This window comes from Mesorhizobium sp. NZP2234, from assembly GCF_013170765.1.
GTDB classification, from domain to species: domain Bacteria; phylum Pseudomonadota; class Alphaproteobacteria; order Rhizobiales; family Rhizobiaceae; genus Mesorhizobium; species Mesorhizobium loti_D.
Genome location: NZ_CP033364.1, coordinates 510,894 through 533,378, shown reverse-complemented (window position 1 = coordinate 533,378; position 22,485 = coordinate 510,894). Strand labels below are relative to the sequence as shown.

Here is a 22,485-nt window from a genome sequence, read left to right as displayed (position 1 = left end):
TGCTGATAGAAGGCATTCGTTTTCAAGCCCGCGAGCGCTTGGAGCCTGTGAACCGGTTTACCACGTGAACCGCTGGGACAAGGATAGAGTGATGGCGCCCCGTTCCGCCGAAGCCAGCCGCAAAACCAGGGAAACCGATATCTCGGTGTCGGTCCATGTCGACGGCTCGGGCAAATCCGATATCGCCACGGGCGTCGGCTTCTTCGACCACATGCTGGACCAGCTCTCGCGCCATTCCCTGATCGACATGACGGTCAGGGCGAAGGGCGACCTGCATATAGACGACCATCACACGGTCGAGGACACCGGCATCGCGCTCGGCCAGGCGCTGACCAAGGCGCTGGGCGAACGGCGCGGCATCATGCGCTATGCCTCGATCGACCTTGCCATGGACGAGACGCTGACGCGTGCGGCGATCGACGTGTCGGGCCGGCCGTTCCTGGTCTGGAACGTGTCCTTCTCGTCGCCCAAGATCGGCACCTTCGACACCGAACTGGTGCGGGAATTCTTCCAGGCGCTGGCGCAGAATGCCGGCATCACGCTGCATGTCACCAACCACTATGGCGCCAACAACCACCATATCGCCGAGACCTGCTTCAAGGCGGTGGCACGCGCGCTGCGTGCAGCACTTGAGCCCGACCCGCGCCAGCCGGACGCGGTTCCCTCCACCAAGGGATCTTTGAAGGGATAGCGCTCATGGCCGCCTATGTCGTGATGGAACCGCCCGGCCGCGGCGATAAGGCCGACACAGCGGCCTTTGTCCGCGATGGCTTCACCTGGCTCGGCCTGCTGGTGCCGCCGCTATGGCTCGCCTGGCATCGGCTGTGGATCGAAGCCGGGCTGGCCTTCGTCGTCATGGGCCTGCTTTCGATGGCTGGTCAGAAGCTTGGCCTCGGTTTCGCCAGCTCCCTGCTGTCCCTGCTTGTCTCGCTCTACGTTGGCCTGGAAGGCCAGGGGTTGCGCGTAGCGGCCCTTCGCCGGCGCGGCTGGCATGAATGGGGCGTGGTTCACGCCGGCCGGCTCGACGATGCCGACATCCGTTATGCGCTTGAGGCCGAAGGGCACGCGGAGGAAACCGTTCCGGCGCCACGCATCGTTCCGGATGCCGCCCTGGCGCGGCCGGCGCAGCCCGGCATGGCGCTGGGCCTGACCCACATCCCGGGACGGCCCTGACATGCGGGTGGCAATCATCGATTACGGCTCGGGCAATCTGCGCTCGGCCACCAAGGCCTTCGAGCGCGCCGCGCGCGAAGCCGGAATATCGGCTAAGATCGAGTTGACGGCCGATGCCGACCGGGTGCGCACTGCCGACCGCATCGTCCTGCCCGGCGTCGGCGCCTATGCCGACTGCGCGGCAGGCTTGCGTGCCGTCGAGGGCATGTGGGAGGCGGTCGAGGACGTTGCCATTGCCAAGGGCCGGCCTTTCCTCGGCATCTGCGTCGGCATGCAGCTGATGTCCGAGCGCGGCCTGGAAAAGACCGTCACCAAAGGCTTTGGCTGGATATCGGGCGACGTCAAGGAGATCACGCCGGCGGATCCCGGGCTGAAGATCCCGCAGATCGGCTGGAACACGATCGAGCTTCGGCGCCAGCATCCGCTGTTTGCCGGCATTCCAACCGGAGCCGCGGGGCTGCACGCCTACTTCGTCCACTCCTATCATCTCGACGCTCGCAAGCCGGACGAGGTTCTGGCGGTCGCCGATTATGGCGGCCCGGTGACGGCCACCGTTGCCCGCGACAATCTCGTCGGCACGCAGTTCCATCCGGAGAAGAGCCAGGCGCTGGGGCTGGCGCTGATCACCAATTTCCTGAAGTGGAGGCCCTAGAGCATGGTCCCGAAAAGTGGACGCCGGTTTTCTCGGACAAACGGTCCCCGTTTGTCCAGGGATCATGCTCAAGCTAGGGGATAAATCATGAGCAAGAAGGGCTATTGGATGGCGATGATCGATGTTCGCGATCCCGAAATCTACAAGCACTATATCCAGGCGAATGCCGTTGCCTTTGCCAAGTACGGCGCCAAGTTCATCGTGCGGGCGGGCCGCCACGAGAACCCGGAACAGCCGACAGGCAATCGCCATGTCGTGATCGAGTTCGAATCCTACGACAAGGCAGTGGAATGCTATCATTCGCCGGAATATCAGCATGCCTCGAAATTCAGGCTTGCCGGATCGACGGGCCATTTCGTCATCGTTGAAGGCGCCTGAATCGTGATCCTGTTTCCTGCCATCGACCTCAAGGACGGCCAATGCGTGCGCCTGAAGCACGGCGACATGGCGACCGCGACCATCTACAACGATGATCCCGCCGCGCAGGCAAAAGCCTTCGAGGACCAGGGCTTCGAATGGCTGCATGTCGTCGACCTCAACGGCGCCTTCAGGGGCCAGAGCGTCAACAGCGCGGCGGTCGGCGCCATCCTCAAGGCGACCAGGAACCCGGTGCAGCTCGGCGGCGGCATCCGCACGATTGCGCAGATCGAGGACTGGCTCGATCGTGGTCTCGCCCGCGTCATTCTCGGCACGGTGGCGGTGCGCGATCCCGGTCTGGTCCGGCAGGCCTGCAAGGCCTTCCCTGGCAAGGTGGCGGTCGGCATCGACGCCAAGGGCGGCAAGGTGGCGGTCGAAGGCTGGGCCGAAGCGTCGAGCCTTGGCGTCATCGAACTGGCGAAGAAGTTCGAGGGCGCCGGCGTCGCCGCCATCATCTACACCGACATCGATCGCGACGGCGTGCTCACCGGCATCAACTGGGATGCCACCATCGACCTCGCCGACGCCGTATCGATCCCGGTCATCGCTTCGGGGGGGCTGGCCTCGATCGCCGACATCGTGCGCATGACCATGCCGGACGCACAAAAGCTCGAAGGCGCCATCTCGGGCCGCGCGCTCTATGACGGCCGCATCGATCCGGCAGAGGCGCTGGCGATCCTGCGGGGGCGGCCGGTGGCGGAGGCGAAATCGTGAAGATCACCATCATCCTCGCCTCCTATGACAGCGGCCACTACCATGGCGGCATGGGCCAGGGGCCGGACGCGCTGATTGCGGGCGGTCTCGTCGACGCCCTGACCATCGCCGGCCACGACGTCGCGGTCGAGGATATCGGCAGGGTCGGCGACGACCAGGAACGCGAGATCGCCACCGGTTTCGCTGTCTGCAACGCCGTCTCGGGCGAGGTCCGCATTGCCATCGACAGGGGGCGGTTTCCTATCGTGCTGGCCGGAAACTGCCTGACCAGTGCCGGCGCGGTCGCCGGCGAAGGCGCCGATGCGATCATCTGGGCCGACCAGCATGGCGACCTCAACACGCCCGAGACCTCCGTATACGGCTTCCTCGACGGCATGGCGCTGGCGACCGTGCTTGGCCTGTGCTGGCGCCCGATGGCATCAGCCATTCCCGGCTTCCAGCCGATCGATCCGTCGCGCTGCGTACTCGTCAACGCCCGCGATCTCGATCCGGCCGAGCAACAACTCCTCAAGACCCTGCCGGTGATCCGCACTGAATGCCCCGGCGTGGCGCAAGCGACCGAAAGACTGAAAGCCGCCGGCGCCAAAAGCGTGCACATGCATCTCGATCTCGACGTGCATGACCCGAAGGAGCTGCAGGCCAACCGTTACGTCACATCTGGCGGGCCGAGCCCCCAACAGTTGCGCGACGCCGCCTGCGCCATGGCGCTTGCCGTACCGGTCGTCGGCATCACCGTTTCCGCCTACGATCCGGCCTTCGATGCCCAGGCCGACGTGCCACCGCTGGTCGGCCAGTTGTTCAACGACCTCATCGCCACGATAGAGGGCCGCTGATGCTGAAAGCCCGTGTCATCCCGTGCCTCGACGTCAAGGACGGCCGTGTCGTCAAGGGCGTCAATTTCGTCGATCTCATCGACGCCGGTGACCCGGTCGAGGCAGCCAAGGCCTATGACGCCGCCGGCGCCGACGAGCTGTGTTTTCTCGACATCACCGCTTCGTCCGACAACCGGGAAACGATCTTCGATGTCATCGCCCGCACCGCCGAACAGTGTTTCATGCCGCTGACCGTCGGCGGCGGCGTGCGCCAGGTCGCCGACATCAGGAAGCTGCTTTTGGCCGGCGCCGACAAGGTGTCGATCAACACGGCTGCGGTGAAGAACCCGGATTTCGTCGCCGAAGCGGCCGACAAGTTCGGCAACCAATGCATCGTCGTCGCCATCGACGCCAAGAAGGTCTCCGGCGCCGGCGAGGCCGACCGCTGGGAGATCTTCACCCATGGCGGACGCGAGAAGACCGGCATCGACGCGGTCGAATTCGCCCGGAAAATGGTCGATCGCGGCGCAGGCGAGATCCTGTTGACCTCGATGGACCGCGACGGCACCAAGGCCGGCTACGACATCGCGCTGACGCGTGCGATTGCTGATGCGGTGCGCGCGCCAGTCATCGCCTCGGGCGGCGTCGGCACGCTGGACCATCTGGTCGAAGGCATTCGCGATGGCCATGCCGGCGCGGTTCTGGCGGCCTCGATCTTCCATTTCGGCACCTACACGATAGCGCAGGCCAAGGCGCATATGGCCGAGGCCGGGCTGCCGATGCGGCTGGACTCCTCGGTCGATCGGCCCTAGAGGCTTCCGGCTAAGAAAGGCTCCCGGCGCCATGGCTGAATTTTCGCTGTCCGATCTGGAAAAAATCGTCCATGAGCGCGCCCATTCCGGCGATGCGGACTCGTGGACGGCCAAGCTGTTTTCGCGTGGCATCGACAAGGCGGCGCAGAAGCTTGGCGAAGAGGCGGTCGAGACCGTGATTGCCGCCGTCAAGGGCGACAGGCAGGGCCTCGTTTCCGAAAGTGCCGATCTTATATATCATTGGCTCGTCGTTCTCGGCATTTCGGGTGTCCCGTTGCGCGACGTGCTCCAGGAGCTCGAAAGCCGCACGGCGCGTTCGGGCATCGCCGAGAAGGCGTCGCGGCCCAAGGGCTGAGCACGAGGGAGGGCAGGTATCTCGATGGATCAGCTCGCGCCAACCGAGAAATATTCCCCCTTTCGTTTCTTCTCCGCCGAGCAATGGTCGCAATTCCGAGCCGACACGCCGCTGACACTGAGCGAGGACGAATTCCGCCGGCTGCGTTCGCTCAACGACCCGGTCGACCTCGAAGAGGTCAAGCGTATCTATCTGTCGCTGTCGCGGCTCTTGTCCGCCCATGTCGAGGCCAGCCAATTGCTGTTCAGGCAGCGCCAGGCCTTCTTCAACGCCGTCGATATCGTCAAGACGCCGTTCATCATCGGCATTGCCGGCTCGGTCGCGGTCGGCAAATCGACCACGGCCCGCGTGCTGAAGGAATTGCTGGCGCGCTGGCCGTCGAGCCCCAAGGTCGATCTCATCACCACCGACGGCTTCCTGCTGCCCAACGAGGTCCTGCGCCGCGAAAACCTGATGGAACGCAAGGGCTTTCCCGACAGCTACGATGTCGGAGCGCTGCTGCGTTTCCTCTCCGGCATCAAGTCGGCGCTGCCCAATGTGCGCGCGCCGGTCTATTCGCATCTCACCTACGACGTCATTCCCGGCGAATTCGTCACCATCGACCGGCCGGACATATTGATCTTCGAAGGCATCAACGTGCTGCAGCCGGGCAAGCTGCCGCAGGACGGCAAGATCGTGCCTTTCCTGTCGGACTTTTTCGACTTCGCCATCTATATCGATGCCGACGAGAAACTGATCCACCAGTGGTACATTTCCCGTTTCATGCGTCTGCGCGAGACCGCATTCCGCAATCCGGATTCCTTCTTCCACCGCTATTCGCAGCTCTCGGAGGATTCGGCGCGCGCCATCGCCGAAGGCCTGTGGACCAACATCAATCTGAAGAATTTGCGCGAAAACATCCTGCCGACGCGCGCCCGCGCCGACCTCATCCTGCGCAAGGGCGCCGACCATCTGGTCGAGGAAGTGGCCCTGCGCAAACTCTAGATGGCGAGGGCGGGCTCGTCGCGACAAGCCCGCCCTCGGGTCAAACCCGGCTCCGCGCCTCAGCCATTCGCGAATGGCACGGCGACATAGATCTGGCCGCCGTCGCGTTCGACCAGCAGCAGCACCGACTTGCGGCCCGACTTGCTGGCCTGGGCGATCGCCTGCGTGACCTGCCTGGCGCTCTTCACCGGCGCCTGGTTGACGGCGACGATGATATCGCCCGGCTGGATGCCGGCCGCGGCCGCCGCCTTGTCGGGACTGACGCGCGCAACTACCGCGCCATGCTCGTTGTCGGCGAGGTTCATTTCCTGGCGAATGTCGGGCGTGATATCCATCAGGCCTAGGCCGATCGCCGGCGCGCGTGAGCCTTGTTCAGCGCTCGGCATGCCGGAGTCGTCAGTCGACGCCGTCTTCACGTCGTCGCTGTTTTGCCCGACATTGACGGAAATCTGCATGGCCTTGCCCTTGCGCCAGACATCGAGCGATTCCTTCGCGCCAGGGGCGACATCGGCGACGGCGCGTGACAGATCCTTGGGGTCCTTGACGTCCTGTCCGGCGAAGCCGGTGATGACGTCGCCGGCCTCGACGCCGGCGCTGGCGGCGGGCGAGCTGTCATTGACTTTCGAAACCAGCGCGCCGCCGGGATGATCGAGCCCGATGGCGCTTGCCACGTCAGGCGTCACCGGTTGGATCTCGACACCGAGATAGCCATACTGGATCGAGCCGTCCTTCATCAGCTTGGCCACGACCTTCTGCGCCTGGTCCGACGGGATGGCGAAGCCGACGCCGACACTGCCGCCATTGGGCGAATAGATCGCCGTGTTGATGCCGACAACATTGCCGTTCACGTCCACCAGCGGGCCGCCGGAATTGCCATGGTTGATCGGCGCGTCGATCTGGATGAAATCGTCGAACGGTCCGCTGTGCAGGTCGCGGCCGCGCGCCGAAACGATGCCGGCCGTCACCGTGGTGCCGATGCCGAACGGATTGCCGATCGCCAGCACCTGGTCGCCGGTCATCAGGCGGTCGGAATCGCCCCACTTGACCGTCGGCAAGGACTTGTCGGCCTTGATCTTGAGCACGGCGAGATCGTTCTTGGCGTCGCGGCCGATGAGCTTGGCGGGAAGTTCGGTGCCGTCGTCGAGCGTCACCTTGATCGAGGAGGCGCCGTCGACGACGTGGTTGTTGGTGACGATCGTGCCGTCGGCACTGACGATGAAGCCGGAGCCGAGCGCTTCGGCGCGCTGCGCCTGTTGCGGCGGTGTCCGCGGAGCGGGCATGCCCTGGTCGCCGAAGAACTGGCGGAAATATTGGTCGAACGGCGAGTTGCCGAGAGGCATCCCGTCATCGGCGCTTGCCGGCTGCGCCTTCATGACGGTGGTGACCGTCACCACCGCCGGCTTGTCGGCCGCCACGATCGGCGCAAAGGAGCCATTTGGCGCGGTGATACCGGCGACAGGGGTCTGGGTCGTCGCGACAACGTTGCTCACGGCTGTGTTGCCGGCACTTTGAGCAAATGAAACGACGAAGGGGCTGATGATGAGGGCGGCGCCCAGCAATGCGGCGACGCGATGTCTGCGAAGAATGTTGTGAGATGACATGGTCGTTGTCCGTGCGAGACATTGGGTTTGGCGCCGTGGCCTGTATGGGAGCGGCCCATTCGGCGTACCGGCCGTCGCGGCCGCCTGTCTCGCTTCATGCGGCGGCCGTTCAGGTCGATGAAACCGGAATCTAGGACGCGGATGCGGGCGAATTAGGTTTTTTCGGTTATATTACAAAGATTTAATTCTTTGCGGCCTGATAGGCGCCTGACCGCCCCTTGCAGTGTGCGGGCTTGGCGAGGTTCAAATATCGCCGGTCTTTTTGATGTAAGCCGTTGCAATTTCACGCATACGCTTGCGCTCGAAGCTCGGTCCGTGGCCGCCATGGCCGATGCGGATCGGCAGGTCGAGCAGCCGCTGCATGGTGCTGACATAGGCGGCCCGGTCGGAATCCGGCAGGCTGTCGATCAGCGTGTCGTCGTAGATGGCGTCGCCGCTGAAAAACAGGCCGTCGGCCTCGTCGAACAGCGCGATCGAATCCGGCGAATGCCCGGGCAGATGCAGGACTCGGAATTGCCGGTCGCCGAGATCGATCACGTCGCCCTCGTCAAGGGTCCGCGTCAGCGGCGCCGATGGGATCTTGTAATCCGCCGACTTCCAGCCCGGCTCCGGCAGTTTCGAAACGGCACCTTCGAGATCGTGGAACATGTAGGCGTAGGTCGCCGCCTCATCCATGCTCTCGAACTGCGCGGCACTCATCTTGGGTCCAGCCCGCCATGGAAACTCGTGCAGCGAGCCGACATGGTCGAGATGGATGTGCGTGGCGACGACCAGCAGCGGCTTGCCCGGCCGCGTTTCGATCTCCGGCGCCAGCGGACGGATGCCCATGCCGGTATCGACCAAAAGATCGGCGTCGCGACCGCGCAAATGCCAGATGTTGGCGCGCACATAGCCATGCACGAACGGCTCGGTCAGCATCGTCGTCCTGTCGTCGACGATGCTCTTGGTGAACCAGCCCGGCATCAGGTGTGAGCCTGACATTAGACGAACGGCTTCCCGACCTTGTACTTTTCCGGCACCAGCCGCTTGAGATAGGCCATGCCGGCGTCGGACAGCTGGCTGACGTCGGGCTTCATGAAATTGTCAGGCATGTGGCGGGTCTTGCCGGCGACATTCTTCAGCGGCACCTTCTTCAGCACGGTCTTTGTGCCATCATATTGCAGCGCCACCGAGCCGCCGCCCTGTTCGGCGACAGAGACCGCGAAGGCGCCGGCATCGAATGCCTCCTGCGCGTCGACGGCGCTGATGGCGCCGACATAGCCGCGCGGCATGTAGCCGAGTGCGTCGACGCGGGCCCGCTTGCCCGGAAGCCCGTCGGCCAATGCCCGTTCCAGCGCGGCCGGCAGGTCGCTGCCCGACAATTTGACGTTGCCGTGCTGGTCGCGTTCCAGTTTCTCCGGCGGCACCAGGCTCTCGACCAGTGCCTTGCCGTCGGCGGTGCTGACCCCTTCCGACACCGCGACGATGCAGCGCTTGTGGCGGTCGAGCATGGCACGCACGTCGTCGATGAAACCGGCCGCGGAGAACGGCCGCTCGGGCACGTAGACGAGATGTGGGCCGCTGTTGGGATCGAGCTGCCAGGCCGCGGCGGCGGCAGTCAGGAAGCCGGCGTGCCGGCCCATGACGATGCCGACATAGATGCCGGGCAAGGCGCGAAAATCGAGGTCGACGGACAGAAAGGCGCCGGCGACGAACTCCGCCGCCGAAATGAAGCCCGGTGTATGGTCGTTCTCCTCGAGATCATTGTCGATGGTCTTGGGTGCATGGACGAAAGCAATGGAACCGCCGGCGGCGTCGGTCAGGATCTGCTGTGTGCCCGACGTGTCGTTGCCGCCTATATAGATGAAGGCGTCGGCCCCGGCCTTCTGCAAGCCCTTGAGGATGACATCGCAGTAGGCCGCGTCCGGTTTGTCGCGCGTCGAGCCAAGCGCCGCGCTCGGTGTCCCGGCAATCAGCCGCAGCCTATCCTCGGGGATGGCCGAAAGGTCGACATAATTGCCGTCACGAATGCCGCGCACGCCATGGAGGGAGCCCAGCACCCTGGCGCCGGGATGCCGCTTGCGGATCTCCAGCGTGGCGCCGACAACCGTCTGGTTGATGACGGCGGTCGGGCCGCCGCCTTGCGCGATAACAAAAGTTCCGGCCATTCCTGACGTCTCCCGAGGCGATGGGTTTCAAGGCACCTTCGCCTGTCTCGCGGCATCGCGCAACGGGGAGTCGCGGGCACGATCCCGAAAAATGGAAACCGGTTTCTCGGACAAACGGTTTCCGTTTGGCCAGGGATCATGCTCGAACGAGACGATAAAGCGGCCGCGTTGGCCGCTCGAAAGATCACATGACGACGACCGGGTTTTTCTTCGAAACGCGGCTGTAGAGGTCGATGATGTCCTGGTTGATCAGGCGCACGCAGCCCGACGACATCGCCTGGCCGATGCTCCACCATTCGGGCGAGCCGTGGATGCGGTAGCCAGTATCCTTGCCGTCCTGGTAGATGTAGAGCGCGCGCGCCCCAAGCGGGTTGGTGAGGCCGCCGGGTTGGCCGCCCTGCCACTTCACCAGTTCGGGCTTACGCTGGATCATTTCGGGTGGCGGTGTCCAGGTCGGCCATTCTCGGCCATACTGGATGTTGGCGCGGCCGGACCAGCGGAAGCCGTCCTTGCCGATGCCGACCCCATAGCGGATCGCGTCGCCATCCGGCTGGACGAGATAGAGCATGCGCTCCTTGAGATGGACGACGATGGTGCCGGGCGCTTCGCCGGTCGTGTCCACGACGATCTGACGGCGGAATTCCGGCTTGACCTTCAGATACGGCACCTCGGGCACGTTGAAACCGTTGTCCGTCAACGCGGCATACATCAGGTCGGGGCTGGTGATGTTCTTGTCGACGCTGATCGCCGGCCGCATCGGCGGTACGGAACCGGTGACCGTATTGTCGAGTTCAAGCGCCGGCATGCCGCCGCCGGAAGTCGAGCAACCGGCGGCGCTGAGCAGCGCCAGCGCGCCTGCCCCCGAAAGGACGGCGCGGCGGGAAAGATGATGATCGGTTTCGATTGCGTCGCCGTTTCGTGGCGGCGTCAGACCTTGCGGCAACTCACGCATATACCCAAACCTTACGCTGTCGGCGGGAAGCACGGTCCGGCCGGATGGCAGGCATTTTCATCATTCATGGTTGATAAAGCGTGAATGCCTTGCATCGCCTGCATTTGCGCGTCGCCTGGCGCGGTTCGGCCCTCCCGGGTCACCGCCAACCGAGAGCTCCTGCACAAAAAGACCCGGTTCATGTCATAATCCCGGCGTCGGAGGCTCCTACGCAGCAAGCGATCAGCGAGGGGCCTCCATGTGCAAGACGTTAAAGACCGACATCAAGCTTTTTGCCGCTGCCATTGTCGCGGCCGCACTGGTCCTCGGCGCCAATGTCAGCCTGGCCGATATCGTGAGCACGCTGGGCGGCGCGAACTGACGCCAACCTGCCGTTCGCGCAATTGATGGCGCGGCAATTTCAGGAAGAATGCGTTTTGGTCTTGCGTCCGCAATTGCGCAAGAAACAAGGATCATGCCCCTTTACATTCTCCCGGGGCTGAGGATTTATCCTTTTCCTTAACCCAAGGGAGACAGACATGTCCTTCGAAAACTGGGCCGCTTTCGCCGCCGCGTCGACGATCCTTCTCATCATTCCGGGACCGACCATTCTGCTGGTCGTGTCTTATGCGCTGGGCCAGGGCTGGCGCACCGCTCTGCCGATGGCCGTCGGCGTGGCGCTCGGCGACTTCACCGCCATGACCTTGTCGATGCTGGGCATCGGCGCGCTGCTCGCCGCATCGGCTGGTGTCTTCACCATCCTGAAGCTGATCGGTGCCTTCTATCTGGTCTATCTCGGCGTGAAACTGTTCCGCGCTGGCGGAGCGCTGAAGGCCGAACCCCGGACCGATGCCGTATCGTCGGCAAAAATGATGGCGCACGCCTGGCTGGTCACCGCGCTCAACCCGAAAAGCATCACCTTCTTCGTTGCTTTCCTGCCGCAGTTCCTCGATCGGCATGCCGACTTCTGGACGCAGATGCTGGTCTTCGAGACCACCTTCCTGGCGCTCGCCTTTGCCAATGCGTTTGGCTATGCGCTGATCGCGGCACGCGCGCGAAACGTCGTGCGCAATCCCAAGGCGATCCGCGTCTTCAACCGCACCGGCGGCACATTGCTGGTTGGTGCCGGCATCGCCACGGTGGCGATGCGTTCGGGCAATTGATCTCCTGACGCATGGTGAGGCCCGGAGGGTCTCACCATTTGACGCTGATTCCCAGATTGCCATCGAGGATGCGGCGCTTGGCGCCGCCGAGATTGGTCGTGTAGTCGCCGGTGGCGAAGATGCTGACCTTGTCCGTCACCTTGGCAACGACGCCGCCGCCGAACTCGAGCGAGGTCGACCTGCCCTCGGTCGTGATGTCGGTGGTGTCGAAGCTGACACGGTCGGTGCCGCCGAAATCGTGCCAGATGTTGGCCTTGAGATAAGGCTGCAGCGCCATGCCGTTGATCGTGGTCTCGCCCTGCAGCCGCGCGCCCAGCCGGCCGCTGACGCTCTCGTCGGTGCCGAAGGAAACCGACGAGAAGCGGTCGTTGGTATCGTCCAGCGACAGATGCTGCCAGACCAGTTGCGCTTGCGGCTCGAGCGTCCAGCCCTGCGCCAGCGCAATGGGATAGCCGCCTTCAAGTGAAGCTGTGACGCCTGTCCCACCGATATCGATGCCAATGTCGCGCGACGACGTCGCGTTGCCCCCGAAGAAGGTGGCCATCAGGACGCCGTCCAGATACCAGCCGCCCTGGCCGATGCGGGTCCAGTAGCCGCCGACACTGGTGCCGGTGACGTCGAGGCTGCCGACGGACAGGTCGTTCCATCCCAGCGCCTGGCCGCGCACATCACCCTTCATGCTGGCATAGGCGACGAACAGGCCGGCGCGATCGATTCCGCCCGAGGCGGTGTCGCGGCCGAACACGTCGAAGCCCGCCTGCAGGCCGAACAGGGTGCCATCGAAGGATGGCGACACTGTTCCCGACCAGCCCATCTTGGCGTCCTGGCCATGGATGCGGCCCCAGACCGGCGACAACTCCGTGTCCGACAACAGGCTTTGCTCGCCGCGCCGTTCATGGAAAGTGCCGAGCGTCGTCATCGCCAGGTGCTCGGCCACGGGCGGCAAGGCCGAATAGACCGGCACCTCGATGCGGTAGAGCACGATTTCCTGACCGACCGCCGGCACCGGCAGGTCGGGCACGGCAGTCGGCACCACCGGTGGCGGCGGTGGCGGATCCGCCGGAGGCGCCGGTGGTGGCGGCGGTGGTGGTTCGGGTTGCGGGTCGCTGGTTTGCACCGGCGGCGTCGGGTCGACCGGCGGATTGTTGATGTCGCCCTCGCTCGGCGGTGGCGTCGGCGGCAGTTCGGAGGGCGGCGGAGGCGGCGGCTCGGCCGCCGGGGGCACCGGTTCCACCGGTGGCGAGGGCTCGAGCGTCGGTGGCGCCGCGGCCGGCGACGTCGGTGTTATCAGTGTCGAGCGCAGATACCAGTTCTCGTCGCTGCCGGCGCTGACGCCACCCTTGAAAAGATAGTATTCGAAGGCGCCGGCGGCGACCGGCCCGTCAAGTGCGAAGGTCGAGGCGCCCGAGGTGGCGCCGTTGATGGCCTGGACGAGCATGATGCCGTCCTGCGTGGTCGCGGCACCCGCGCCGCCGACATTGACCACGGAAATGCCGGTCGAGCCGGAAGCTGTCCCGCCTGACAGGACCAGCCTGTCGGACGCGGAAGAGTCGTCGCCGAGTTCGGTCTGGACAAGCAGCACGCCGCCGGCGCCGACATAATTGCCCGAAATCGTCAGCCGGTCGGTCGCTCCGGTGGTGCCGTTGGTCAGGTCGATGCGCCCGGCATTGGTGACCTCAGCCAACTGGCCCGCCGTGAAGGCTTGGATCGTCGAGTTGAAGCCGCCGCCATAGAGCGTGCTCGCAGCATCGACGCTGAGCGAGCCTGTACCGGTGCCGCTGTCGCCGAGCACAAGATTGCCGTCGAGCATCAATTGCGTGTCGTTGCTGGCGTCGATGCTCTCCCAGTTCTGGACCCGGGCGATCCCCTCCAGTTTGACGTTGTCGAAGGTCAGCGTGTCGGTGCCAAGGCCGCCATTTATGGCATCCGTGCCGCCGAGATTGGCGTTGGTAAGGTTGCTGAGCTTGGCGGTATCGTTGTCGGCGCCGAGATCGACCGCGCCATAGATGATGCCGCCGCCATTCCAGACGAAATTGTCGGAGCCGAAGCTCATCAGCACGTCGCCACCGACGGTGCCGCCGGTGATTGTCACGCTGTCATTGCCGCCGCTGACGCTGATGTTGCCGCCGATCGTGCCTCCCGAGAGGATGATGGTGTCCTGGTCGAAGCCGGTGACGAGGTTGCGGTCGATGGTGCCTCCGGACATGTTGAAATAGTTCTTGTCGAGCTTCATGTTGACGCGGCCGATGCGGCCGCCGGTCATCACGGCACGGTCGCCATCGTCGAAGAAATCGACGATGCGCCCTCCCGTCATGGTGAAGGTGTCGAGCCCGTCGCCCTGGTTGAGCGACCCGATCTGGCCACCGCTCATGTTGAAGTCGTCGATGCCGGCGCCCTGCTGGACGTTGCCTGTGACAGTGCCGCCGCCGATGGTGAGGAAATCCGTGCCGTCGCCCTGGTCGACCGTGCCGGTAATGATGCCGGACTGCATGTTGATGCGGTCCATGCCGGGACCGAAAGTGACGTTGCCACTCACCTGGCCGGTGCCGCCGGCGGGAAAGGTGAGCGTATTGTCGCCGCTGGTGTCGGTGAGGCTGCCGCCTGAATCGCCGCTATCGCAGGTGAAGGTGGTATTTCCCGCCGATGGAACCAGCACGCAGGCCGCGAAAGCCGCGGAACCGGGCAGCAACACAAACGCTGTAGTTGCAAGCAAGCTAATAAACCATGGTCGAATTTGCTGCGGCCTTTGCCGCGACAAAGAAATCACCCCATCAACGTGCTCCGAACGACCATTCGGAAGCTGTATTTCAAAATGCCGCATCGCGTCCCCTCTCAGATCGCGATTACAAGCCCTTCGCCGCGCCGCAATGAAGCCACAATCCGTTCGATTTTACAAAGCCTAATCTGCTCGCCATGGTTGATGAATTGCGAAATCTACTGAGATCAGTGTGCGCGGTGCATGGTTGGCGCGTCCGCGGCCGATGCTTTAAGATCGCGTTGGACCGAGGGGCATCGTGCCCGCAACGCGCCGGTCAAGGGGGGTTGCATGGCGATCAAGGATGCATTCGACCTGGCACTTTCGGGTGCGACGCAAGCGGGATTCGTGCCCTACAGCCAAGCGGTGAGCCAATTGCAGTGCTTCATCGGCGATCCCGTGGCTTCCGTCGATCGCGCCATCGCGCAGGACCCAGGTTTTGTCATGGCGCATGTCTTCAAGGGCTATCTCTTCGGGCTTGCCACCGAGCGTGAGGCGACGGCCGTGGCCAGGGCCTGCCACGAGGCGGCGCTGCCGCTTGCCGCGACAACGCGCGAAAAGGCCCATGTCTCAGCCCTCGGCCACCTCGCCAACGGGCGCTGGCATGATGCCGCCAGGATCCTTGAGGACATCACCATCGAGACCCCACTCGACGCCGTGGCGCTGCAGGTCGGGCACCAGATCGACTTTTTCACCGGCAATGCCCGCATGCTGCGCGACCGCATCGCGCGCGCCTTGCCGTCCTGGCAGAGCGGCATGCCCGGTTACCATGCCATGCTTGGCATGCAGGCCTTCGGGCTGGAGGAGATGGGTGACTATACCAAGGCTGAAAAACTCGGTCGCATGGCGGTCGAGATCGAACCGCGCGACGGCTGGGCGCAACACGCCGTCGCCCATGTGATGGAAATGCAAAGCCGGCAAAGAGACGGCATTGCCTGGATGCGCGCCAACCCCGAAGCCTGGACGAAGGATAGCTTCCTGCAGGTGCACAATTGGTGGCATCTGGCGCTGTTTCACTACGATCTCGGCGAGACCGACCAGGTGCTGGCGCTCTACGACGGGCCGATCTACGGCACACCATCAACAATGGCGCTCAATATGGTCGATGCGTCGGCGCTGCTGTGGCGGCTCTATCTCGGCGGCGTCGATATCGGCGACCGCTGGGCAGCGCTGGCCGCCAATTGGCCGGGGGCCGGCGCCGGCGACTATGCCTTCAACGATGCCCATGCGATGATGGCGTTTGTGGGCGCCGGGCTCGATGCACAGGCCCGGACCTTGCTCGAGGCACAGCGCGAGGCCATGCGTGGCAGCGACGACAACGCCGCCTTCACCCGCGATGTCGGCTATCCCCTGACGCTGGCGATCAAGGCGTTCGGCGAGGGCAACTACGCCGAGGCCATACGCCTGATCCGGCCGATCCGCGCGATCGCCCACCGTTTCGGTGGAAGCCATGCGCAGCGCGACGTCATCGACCTGACGCTGATCGAAGCCGCGCTGCGAGGCGGGGACCGCGTGCTCGCCAGGGCGCTCGCGGCCGAGCGGGCGATGGCGCGACCGGACAGCCCGCTGTCGCTACTGTTTTCACGACGCGCCGCCGATTTGTCAGAGAATTGACCCGGAGCGGATCTTGCCTTAAAAACTGGCTCGGCCAGATTTTTTCGAGATCCGAAAAAAATAATGGCATGGGAGGAAAACATGTATCTCGGCCTCGACCTGGGCACGTCGGGCGTCAAGGCGCTGCTGATGGATGCCGGACAGAATGTCGTCGGCTCCGGCCACGGCTCGCTTGACGTTTCGCGGCCGCATCCCGGCTGGTCCGAACAGGATCCGTCGCACTGGATACGCGCCTGCGAAGACGCGATCGGTGAACTGAAGGCTTCCCATCCCAAGCAGTTCGCGGCGGTCAAAGGCATCGGCCTGTCGGGCCAGATGCACGGCGCCACCTTGCTCGACGCGGCCGATCACGTGCTGCGTCCCTGCATCCTGTGGAACGATACGCGCAGCCATGTCGAGGCGTCGGCACTCGACGCCGACCCGCGCTTCCGCGCGCTGACCGGCAACATCGTTTTCCCTGGCTTCACCGCACCCAAGCTTGCCTGGGTGAAGAACAACGAGCCCGCCGTCTTCGCCAAGGTTGCCAAGGTGCTGCTGCCGAAGGATTTCCTGCGGCTCTGGCTCGCCGGCGAACACATTTCGGAGATGTCGGATTCGGCCGGCACGTCCTGGCTCGATGTCGGCAAGCGCCGCTGGTCGGCCGAACTGCTCGCCGCCACCGCGCTTGACGAGAAGCAGATGCCGTCCCTGGTCGAGGGCACACAGAAGGCCGGCGGGTTGCGTGCCGAATTGGCGTCGAAATGGGGCGTCGAGGCCGGCATCCCGGTTGCCGGCGGCGCCGGCGACAATGCGGCTTCCGCCTGCGGCATGGGCACGGTCGGCGCCGGCCATGCCTTTGTCTCGCTCGGCACGTCGGGCGTGCTGTTTGCCGCCAACGCGTCCTATCTGCCCAACCCGGCAAGCGCGGTCCACACCTTCTGCCATGCGCTGCCCAACACCTGGCATCAGATGGGCGTCATCCTGTCGGCGACCGATTCGCTCAATTGGCTGTCGGAGATCACGGGCAAAGGCGCGGGCGAACTGACCGCTGAACTGGGTGACGCGCTGATGGCGCCGAGCGGCGTGTCCTTCCTGCCCTATCTCTCCGGCGAGCGTACGCCGCACAATGATTCCGCCATTCGCGGTTCCTTCACCGGCCTGGCGCATGAATCGAGCCGCGCGGTGCTGACGCAGGCGGTTCTGGAAGGCGTCGCCTTCGCCTTTCGCGACAGCCTCGAAGCCCTGAAGAAAGCCGGCACCACACTGACGCGGGTGACGGCGATCGGTGGCGGCTCGCGCTCGCGCTACTGGCTGAAATCGATCGCCACCGCGCTGCAGGTGCCGGTGGATATTCCAGCCGACGGCGATTTCGGCGCCGCCTTTGGCGCCGCCAGGCTTGGCCTGATCGCGGCGACCGGTGCCGATCCGCTGGCCGTCTGCTCCGCGCCCAGGACAGATGCCACGATCGAACCGGATGCCAGGCTCGGCGGTGCCTATGCCGATGCGTATCACCGTTACCGGGCGCTGTATCCGGCAATCAGGGGCGCCACGGCGTGAGCGGTTTCTCGCCCACGCCACAGCTCGGCAACTCACTGCGCCGGCACCTTGTCGAGGAAGCCGGTGACGCTCTTCAGGCGGCCGTTCTCGATGACACCGATGTCGGTGCCTTCGATCATGGAAGGTGTGCCTTCCGGGCCGAGATTCCAGGAGAAGCGGATCTTGTCGGCAAACCCGTCCGGCGCGCCCTTCAGCGAGAACCGGAAGCCGGCAAAGCGCTGATGCACGCCGTCGATCAGCGCCGCGACGCCGTCATGGCCGTCGCCCTGCATGAGCGGATCGCGATAGCTGACGTCTTCGGTGAAGGTCGCCTTGAGCAATTCGGCGCGGCGGCTGGCATCGCTTTCGTTCCAGGCGGTGATGTAGCCCTCGGCGATTGCGTTGAGGTCGGTCATGGTCTGTCTCCTTTGTTTGTTGACATCAGCCTTTTCGACCGGTGCAGGACCGAAACCAATTACGCCTGAGGTAATCAGGGCGAACTATTCGAGAGAGGACAGAAATCATGAGCAGCGGATTTTTCGGCGACATCCAGAAGATCAAATATGAGGGGCCGGATTCGACCAATCCGCTGGCCTATCGCTTCTATAACCCCGACGAGGTCGTCGCCGGCAAGCGGCTGGAAGACCATCTTCGTTTCGCTGTCGCCTACTGGCATTCCTTCGCCTGGCCGGGCGGCGATCCGTTCGGTGGCCAGACCTTCGACCGTCCCTGGTTCCCCAAGGCCGGCGGCGTCGACACGATGGAACTGGCGAAACTCAAGGCCGATGTCGCCTTCGAGATGTTCTCTCTGCTCGGCGCGCCCTATTTCTGCTTCCATGACGCCGATGTCCGGCCCGAGGGCAAGGATTTTTCCGAGAGTGCCGCCCGCCTCGACGAGATCGCCGACTATTTCGCCACCAAGATGAAGCAGACCGGTGTCAAGCTCCTGTGGGGCACGGCGAACCTGTTCTCCAACCGCCGCTTCATGTCGGGTGCCGCCACCAATCCCGATCCGGACGTGTTCGCCTATGCGGCGGCGACGGTGAAGAGCTGCATCGACGTCACCAAGCGGTTGAAGGGCGAGAACTATGTGCTGTGGGGCGGCCGCGAGGGCTACGAGACGCTGCTCAACACCGACCTCGCCCGCGAGCAGGAACAGGCCGGCCGCTTCCTCAGCCTCGTCGTCGACTACAAGCACAAGATCGGCTTCAAGGGCACCATCCTGATCGAGCCGAAACCGCAGGAGCCGACCAAGCACCAATACGATTACGACGTCGCCACCGTCTACGGCTTCCTCAAGCGCTTCGGCCTGGAGAAGGAGGTCAAGCTCAACATCGAGCAGGGCCATGCCATCCTGGCCGGCCATTCGTTCGAGCACGAGCTGGCGCTGGCCAACGCGCTCGGTGTCTTCGGCTCCATCGATATGAACCGCAACGACTACCAGTCGGGTTGGGACACCGATCAGTTCCCCAACAACGTGCCGGAGATGGCGCTGGCCTATTACCAGGTCCTGCAGGCCGGCGGCTTCAAGACCGGCGGCACCAATTTCGACGCCAAGCTGCGCCGCCAGTCGCTCGACCCGCAGGATCTGCTGATCGGCCACATCGGCGGTATGGATTCCTGCGCGCGCGGACTCAAGGCAGCCGCCCGCATGATCGAGGACAAGGCGTTGTCCGCGCCGTTGGCCGAGCGCTACGCCGGCTGGAACAGCGCCGAGGCCAAGGCGATGCTGGCGGGCAAGCGCACGCTGGAGGAGATCGCCGAGCGCGTGGTGAAGAAGAAGATCGAGCCGCAGCCGCGCTCCGGCCGCCAGGAACTGCTGGAGAACATCGTCAACCGTTACGTCTGACGCCTGACTTCTGGACAGACATCTGCCCGATGTGGCTGAAAGCCGCCGTGATCGCCTTTTGCTAGTTCGCTCTCCCGAAGGGAGATGAAAATGGCAAACGGACAGATCACGGTGCGCAAGGCGCGGCTGAGCGATCTCGTGGCTCTCAAAAAGGTGCTGCGGGAGACGTTCGAGGGCACCTGGCTGCCGCACATTACCCAGGCATCGGCGCGGCGCTATGTCGAGACCGATCTTGGCGGGCGCTATGTCCAGGAGAGCTGGCCGGAATTCACCATTGCCGAGATCGGCGGCGAGATTGCCGGCCTGATCCACTGGCGCGGCGATTTCATCGAGGCTTTGCATGTCAGGGCCAGCCGTCAGGGCCAGGGCGTAGGCGGCAGTCTGCTGGCGCACGCCGAACAGGCTATCCGCGCTGACGGATTCCGCCAGGCTCGGCTCGAGACCGATACGTTCAACGAGCGCGCCCAGAGCGTCTACAAGGCGCTCGGCTACGTCGAAAAAGATCGCTATCCGGATGACGAATGGGACAGCGGTTTCACAACCGTTCTGTTCGAGAAGCGGCTGGGCTGACGTCCCCTGATCCGGATTTTGGCGTGCGTAACGGCTTTGCGCCAAAGCGCTCATTCGGCGACAAGGTTTTGCCCCTGGGTGCCCCTCAATGACCTCGCTCTTGCCTTCAAACTGCCGTCACGTATCTCGTATAAAAGGGACCTGTGGCGGGTGAAAAGGAAGGAGGCGAACCGATATGCAGCACGAACGCGAAATCGACGCCCTGCTCTCATCCGGTGAGACCGGATCGATCATTGACCGGCTGATGGCGCTGCCGCGGCCGACCGACGACGTGAAAAACGAATGGGATCGCGCCGTCAGCAGCCGTTTCGAAATCCGTCTTGCGAGGCAGATGCGCTCGCAGATCGACGCTGGCACCGATCGCCGGAACGCCGCTTAACCCCGACGAAGCCTGACCGGGGCTTCGCCAAATGCTCTTGAAAACGCTCTGGAAAACGCCGCGGCGGATGAGAATCCCGTCCGCCCGGCAATATCCGCCATCGCCACCCTGGTGTCGACCACCAGCCGGCGCGCCGCGCCCAGGCGAAGCCTCAGATAATAGGCGCCAGGCGTCTCGCCGATCGACTTGCGAAAAATACTTTCCAGGGTCCGGGCCGTCACGCCGGCGCGCTTTGCTATGGCTTCTATGGTCAGCGGCTGGTCGACATGCGCTTCCATCAGCCGGATCGCCTGCGCCAGGCGTGGATCGTAGCCGTCGAGCCGGCCAAGCGAGACCAGCGGCTGCGCGTCGGTCGCTACCCGTGCCTGGTCGTAGATGAACGCGCTTGCCACATCGAGCGCCACGGCCATGCCGAGCCGGGTGCGGATCAGGTGCAGCATCAGGTCCAGCGTCGGCGAGGCGCCGCCGGTGGTGAATACCGGCCCATCGATGATGTACCGGTCGGGGCGCACGTCGACCCCGGGAAAGGCCGACGAAAAATCCTCCATGTCCTCCCAATGCGTCGTGGCGCTGCGCCCCTCCAGCAGGCCGGCGCGCGCCACCAGCCATGTGCCCGCCTCGACGCCGCCGCAGGCGCGAGCCGCCCGCGCCGCGCGGCGCAGGCCGGCGAGCAAGGCCGACGTGGCATAGTTCTGTGTGCCGAAGCCCGCGACCACGACCAGGACATCGGTTGGCTCCGTCGCATCGAACCGGCCGCTGACCGCCACGGGCAGGCCGCATGTGGTGACCGGCGCTTCCCCGGTCACCGAAACCAGTTTGAAGTCGAACAGGGTTTCGCCGGCAATACGGTTGGCGGCACGCAGCGGGTCGACGGTGCACGCCACGCACATGATGGATGCGCCGGAAAACACCAGCAGCGTCACCTTGAGCGGCGACTGTTCGGCGCGAAAGATTGTCGGTTTTTCGTTTTTTGTCACGCAGCCTTCGTAAAGCGCAAAGCAGTCCCCTGCAAGTCGCGCAATGTTATGCGGGTTCCTGTGCATGTCGTTGCCCCAAAACCGGTTCCCACTTTTGGGCGACATGCATGGCTGTTTCGATTGGGAGGAGAATTCCATGCCGCTTGCGATGAACCGTGAGGTCTTCATTACCTGTGCCGTGACCGGATCCGGCGGCTCGCAGGATCGTAGCCCGCATGTGCCGCGTTCGCCCAAGCAGATCGCCGATTCGGCCATTGACGCGGCCAAGGCCGGTGCCGCGATCGTCCATTGCCATGTCCGCGACCCAGAGACCGGCAAGCCGCGCCGCGACGTGCATCTCTACCGCGAGGTGACCGAGCGCATCCGCGCGGCGGATGTCGACGTCATCCTGAACCTCACCGCCGGCATGGGCGGCGACATGGTGTTCGGCTCGCCGGAAGCGCCGCTGCCGCTTAACGAGAAGGGCACCGACATGGGCGGCGCCACCAACCGCATGGAACATGTGCGCCAGTGCCTGCCGGAAATCTGCACGCTCGACTGCGGCACCATGAATTTCGCCGAAGCCGACTATGTCATGACCAACACGCCCGGCATGCTGCGTGCCATGGGCGGCATGATGACGGCGCTCGGCGTCAAGCCCGAGATCGAGGCCTTCGACACCGGCCATCTATGGTTCGCCAAGCAGCTGGTCGAGGAAAAGGTGCTCAACCCCGACGCGCTGGTGCAGCTCTGCATGGGCGTGCCGTGGGGCGCGCCTGACGATCTCAACACCTTCATGGCCATGGTCAACAACGTGCCGTCGACCTGGAACTGGTCGGCTTTTTCCATCGGCCGCAACCAGATGGCCTATGCCGCGGCCGCGGTGCTCGCCGGCGGCAATGTCCGCGTCGGGCTGGAAGACAACCTCTGGCTGGACAAGGGCGTGCTGGCGACCAATGCGCAGCTGGTCGAGCGCGCCGCCAGCATCGTCACCAATCTCGGCGCTCGGATCCTGGGGCCAGAGGAAGTGCGCAAGAAGCTCAACCTGACCAAGCGGGCGCCGATCGCGGCATAGTTTGGAGGGCA

24 protein-coding genes are annotated in these 22,485 nt (G+C 64.3%); 17 read left to right on the top strand and 7 right to left on the bottom strand.

Going from position 1 to position 22,485, the window contains the following annotated elements:
- Window positions 1-91: 91 nt before the first annotated feature.
- The 9 genes from hisB (at window position 92) to coaA (ending at window position 5,919) form a co-directional block, all read left to right on the top strand.
- Entirely contained in the window at window positions 92-691 is a 600-nt protein-coding gene (gene hisB, locus EB230_RS02415) for an imidazoleglycerol-phosphate dehydratase HisB (RefSeq protein ID WP_056568890.1), read from the top strand.
- Window positions 692-696: 5 nt separating this feature from the next.
- Window positions 697-1,173, top strand: coding sequence for a DUF2628 domain-containing protein (locus tag EB230_RS02410; protein ID WP_172371207.1), 477 nt, complete (start codon window positions 697-699; stop codon window positions 1,171-1,173).
- Window position 1,174: 1 nt separating this feature from the next.
- Entirely contained in the window at window positions 1,175-1,825 is a 651-nt protein-coding gene (gene hisH, locus EB230_RS02405; RefSeq protein ID WP_172371205.1) for an imidazole glycerol phosphate synthase subunit HisH, read from the top strand.
- An 87-nt stretch (window positions 1,826-1,912) separates the two neighbouring features.
- Entirely contained in the window at window positions 1,913-2,203 is a 291-nt protein-coding gene (locus EB230_RS02400; RefSeq protein WP_056568899.1) for a DUF1330 domain-containing protein, read from the top strand.
- A 3-nt stretch (window positions 2,204-2,206) separates the two neighbouring features.
- On the top strand, window positions 2,207-2,956 hold the full coding sequence (gene hisA / locus EB230_RS02395; protein WP_172371203.1) for a 1-(5-phosphoribosyl)-5-[(5-phosphoribosylamino)methylideneamino]imidazole-4-carboxamide isomerase: 750 nt from the start codon (window positions 2,207-2,209) through the stop codon (window positions 2,954-2,956).
- Entirely contained in the window at window positions 2,953-3,789 is an 837-nt protein-coding gene (locus EB230_RS02390) for an arginase family protein (protein ID WP_172371201.1), read from the top strand. The genes hisA and EB230_RS02390 overlap by 4 nt, the downstream gene beginning before the upstream one ends.
- Window positions 3,786-4,580, top strand: coding sequence for an imidazole glycerol phosphate synthase subunit HisF (gene hisF / locus EB230_RS02385; protein ID WP_056568909.1), 795 nt, complete (start codon window positions 3,786-3,788; stop codon window positions 4,578-4,580). The genes EB230_RS02390 and hisF overlap by 4 nt, the downstream gene beginning before the upstream one ends.
- A 31-nt stretch (window positions 4,581-4,611) precedes the next feature.
- Window positions 4,612-4,935 (top strand): phosphoribosyl-ATP diphosphatase, encoded by a 324-nt coding sequence (locus EB230_RS02380; protein ID WP_172347407.1) that lies wholly within the window; start codon window positions 4,612-4,614, stop codon window positions 4,933-4,935.
- Window positions 4,936-4,959: 24 nt separating this feature from the next.
- Window positions 4,960-5,919 carry a type I pantothenate kinase gene (gene coaA / locus EB230_RS02375; protein ID WP_056568914.1) on the top strand — a complete coding sequence of 320 codons (960 nt, stop codon included), beginning with the start codon at window positions 4,960-4,962 and terminating at the stop codon, window positions 5,917-5,919.
- 59 nt (window positions 5,920-5,978) lie between these two features.
- Here the strand turns inward: coaA and EB230_RS02370 are convergent, their stop codons facing one another.
- The 4 genes from EB230_RS02370 to EB230_RS02355 all read right to left on the bottom strand — a co-directional run bounded on the left by EB230_RS02370 (window position 5,979) and on the right by EB230_RS02355 (window position 10,619).
- On the bottom strand, window positions 5,979-7,520 hold the full coding sequence (locus EB230_RS02370; RefSeq protein ID WP_056568916.1) for a DegQ family serine endoprotease: 1,542 nt from the start codon (window positions 7,518-7,520) through the stop codon (window positions 5,979-5,981).
- A gap of 243 nt (window positions 7,521-7,763) precedes the next feature.
- On the bottom strand, window positions 7,764-8,483 hold the full coding sequence (locus EB230_RS02365) for an MBL fold metallo-hydrolase (protein ID WP_056570296.1): 720 nt from the start codon (window positions 8,481-8,483) through the stop codon (window positions 7,764-7,766).
- Window positions 8,484-8,500: 17 nt separating this feature from the next.
- Window positions 8,501-9,667, bottom strand: a complete 1,167-nt coding sequence (locus EB230_RS02360) for a diphosphate--fructose-6-phosphate 1-phosphotransferase (protein WP_056568919.1) — start codon at window positions 9,665-9,667, stop codon at window positions 8,501-8,503.
- A 184-nt stretch (window positions 9,668-9,851) separates the two neighbouring features.
- On the bottom strand, window positions 9,852-10,619 hold the full coding sequence (locus tag EB230_RS02355) for a L,D-transpeptidase (protein WP_056568922.1): 768 nt from the start codon (window positions 10,617-10,619) through the stop codon (window positions 9,852-9,854).
- Between the two features lie 238 nt (window positions 10,620-10,857).
- On the opposite strand from EB230_RS02355, the gene EB230_RS32920 reads away from it, so the two are divergent.
- A complete protein-coding gene (locus EB230_RS32920) occupies window positions 10,858-10,980 on the top strand; it encodes a hypothetical protein (RefSeq protein WP_080680899.1) in 123 nt (40 codons plus the stop codon).
- Window positions 10,981-11,137: 157 nt separating this feature from the next.
- Window positions 11,138-11,761, top strand: coding sequence for a LysE family translocator (locus EB230_RS02350; protein WP_056568925.1), 624 nt, complete (start codon window positions 11,138-11,140; stop codon window positions 11,759-11,761).
- A 31-nt stretch (window positions 11,762-11,792) separates the two neighbouring features.
- Here the strand turns inward: EB230_RS02350 and EB230_RS02345 are convergent, their stop codons facing one another.
- Window positions 11,793-14,582, bottom strand: coding sequence for an autotransporter outer membrane beta-barrel domain-containing protein (locus EB230_RS02345; protein WP_081294953.1), 2,790 nt, complete (start codon window positions 14,580-14,582; stop codon window positions 11,793-11,795).
- A 225-nt stretch (window positions 14,583-14,807) separates the two neighbouring features.
- Here EB230_RS02345 and EB230_RS02340 point away from each other — a divergent pair, with 225 nt between their 5' ends.
- On the top strand, window positions 14,808-16,130 hold the full coding sequence (locus EB230_RS02340) for a tetratricopeptide repeat protein (protein ID WP_056568928.1): 1,323 nt from the start codon (window positions 14,808-14,810) through the stop codon (window positions 16,128-16,130).
- A gap of 81 nt (window positions 16,131-16,211) precedes the next feature.
- Window positions 16,212-17,666 (top strand): xylulokinase, encoded by a 1,455-nt coding sequence (xylB, locus tag EB230_RS02335; RefSeq protein WP_065005533.1) that lies wholly within the window; start codon window positions 16,212-16,214, stop codon window positions 17,664-17,666.
- Between the two features lie 32 nt (window positions 17,667-17,698).
- On the opposite strand, the gene EB230_RS02330 is transcribed toward xylB, so the two are convergent.
- A complete protein-coding gene (locus EB230_RS02330) occupies window positions 17,699-18,061 on the bottom strand; it encodes a nuclear transport factor 2 family protein (protein WP_056568930.1) in 363 nt (120 codons plus the stop codon).
- Between the two features lie 107 nt (window positions 18,062-18,168).
- Between EB230_RS02330 and xylA the strand changes: the two genes are divergently transcribed.
- From xylA to EB230_RS02315, 3 genes are all read left to right on the top strand, one after another.
- Complete coding sequence (xylA, locus tag EB230_RS02325) at window positions 18,169-19,494, top strand: xylose isomerase (protein WP_056568935.1); 1,326 nt, start codon at window positions 18,169-18,171, stop codon at window positions 19,492-19,494.
- Window positions 19,495-19,584: 90 nt separating this feature from the next.
- Window positions 19,585-20,064, top strand: a complete 480-nt coding sequence (locus EB230_RS02320) for a GNAT family N-acetyltransferase (protein WP_056570304.1) — start codon at window positions 19,585-19,587, stop codon at window positions 20,062-20,064.
- 175 nt (window positions 20,065-20,239) lie between these two features.
- Complete coding sequence (locus EB230_RS02315; RefSeq protein ID WP_056568937.1) at window positions 20,240-20,443, top strand: hypothetical protein; 204 nt, start codon at window positions 20,240-20,242, stop codon at window positions 20,441-20,443.
- Here EB230_RS02315 and EB230_RS02310 read toward each other — a convergent pair.
- A complete protein-coding gene (locus tag EB230_RS02310) occupies window positions 20,440-21,420 on the bottom strand; it encodes a GlxA family transcriptional regulator (protein WP_056570306.1) in 981 nt (326 codons plus the stop codon). The genes EB230_RS02315 and EB230_RS02310 overlap by 4 nt on opposite strands.
- Before the next feature lie 136 nt (window positions 21,421-21,556).
- On the opposite strand from EB230_RS02310, the gene EB230_RS02305 reads away from it, so the two are divergent.
- Window positions 21,557-22,474 (top strand): 3-keto-5-aminohexanoate cleavage protein, encoded by a 918-nt coding sequence (locus EB230_RS02305; protein WP_056570308.1) that lies wholly within the window; start codon window positions 21,557-21,559, stop codon window positions 22,472-22,474.
- Window positions 22,475-22,485 lie beyond the last annotated feature (11 nt).

Bases quoted from the DNA above. Each gene is read 5' to 3' on its own strand.
- hisB (WP_056568890.1), top strand. From the start codon at position 92: ATGGCGCCCCGTTCCGCCGAAGCCAGCCGCAAAACCAGGGAAACCGAT.
- EB230_RS02410 (WP_172371207.1), top strand. From the start codon at position 697: ATGGCCGCCTATGTCGTGATGGAACCGCCCGGCCGCGGCGATAAGGCC.
- hisH (WP_172371205.1), top strand. From the start codon at position 1,175: ATGCGGGTGGCAATCATCGATTACGGCTCGGGCAATCTGCGCTCGGCC.
- EB230_RS02400 (WP_056568899.1), top strand. From the start codon at position 1,913: ATGAGCAAGAAGGGCTATTGGATGGCGATGATCGATGTTCGCGATCCC.
- EB230_RS02380 (WP_172347407.1), top strand. From the start codon at position 4,612: ATGGCTGAATTTTCGCTGTCCGATCTGGAAAAAATCGTCCATGAGCGC.
- coaA (WP_056568914.1), top strand. From the start codon at position 4,960: ATGGATCAGCTCGCGCCAACCGAGAAATATTCCCCCTTTCGTTTCTTC.
- EB230_RS02370 (WP_056568916.1), bottom strand. From the start codon at position 7,520: ATGTCATCTCACAACATTCTTCGCAGACATCGCGTCGCCGCATTGCTG.
- EB230_RS02365 (WP_056570296.1), bottom strand. From the start codon at position 8,483: ATGCCGGGCTGGTTCACCAAGAGCATCGTCGACGACAGGACGACGATG.
- EB230_RS02360 (WP_056568919.1), bottom strand. From the start codon at position 9,667: ATGGCCGGAACTTTTGTTATCGCGCAAGGCGGCGGCCCGACCGCCGTC.
- EB230_RS02355 (WP_056568922.1), bottom strand. From the start codon at position 10,619: ATGCGTGAGTTGCCGCAAGGTCTGACGCCGCCACGAAACGGCGACGCA.
- EB230_RS32920 (WP_080680899.1), top strand. From the start codon at position 10,858: ATGTGCAAGACGTTAAAGACCGACATCAAGCTTTTTGCCGCTGCCATT.
- EB230_RS02350 (WP_056568925.1), top strand. From the start codon at position 11,138: ATGTCCTTCGAAAACTGGGCCGCTTTCGCCGCCGCGTCGACGATCCTT.
- EB230_RS02345 (WP_081294953.1), bottom strand. From the start codon at position 14,582: ATGCGGCATTTTGAAATACAGCTTCCGAATGGTCGTTCGGAGCACGTT.
- EB230_RS02340 (WP_056568928.1), top strand. From the start codon at position 14,808: ATGGCGATCAAGGATGCATTCGACCTGGCACTTTCGGGTGCGACGCAA.
- xylB (WP_065005533.1), top strand. From the start codon at position 16,212: ATGTATCTCGGCCTCGACCTGGGCACGTCGGGCGTCAAGGCGCTGCTG.
- EB230_RS02330 (WP_056568930.1), bottom strand. From the start codon at position 18,061: ATGACCGACCTCAACGCAATCGCCGAGGGCTACATCACCGCCTGGAAC.
- xylA (WP_056568935.1), top strand. From the start codon at position 18,169: ATGAGCAGCGGATTTTTCGGCGACATCCAGAAGATCAAATATGAGGGG.
- EB230_RS02320 (WP_056570304.1), top strand. From the start codon at position 19,585: ATGGCAAACGGACAGATCACGGTGCGCAAGGCGCGGCTGAGCGATCTC.
- EB230_RS02315 (WP_056568937.1), top strand. From the start codon at position 20,240: ATGCAGCACGAACGCGAAATCGACGCCCTGCTCTCATCCGGTGAGACC.
- EB230_RS02305 (WP_056570308.1), top strand. From the start codon at position 21,557: ATGCCGCTTGCGATGAACCGTGAGGTCTTCATTACCTGTGCCGTGACC.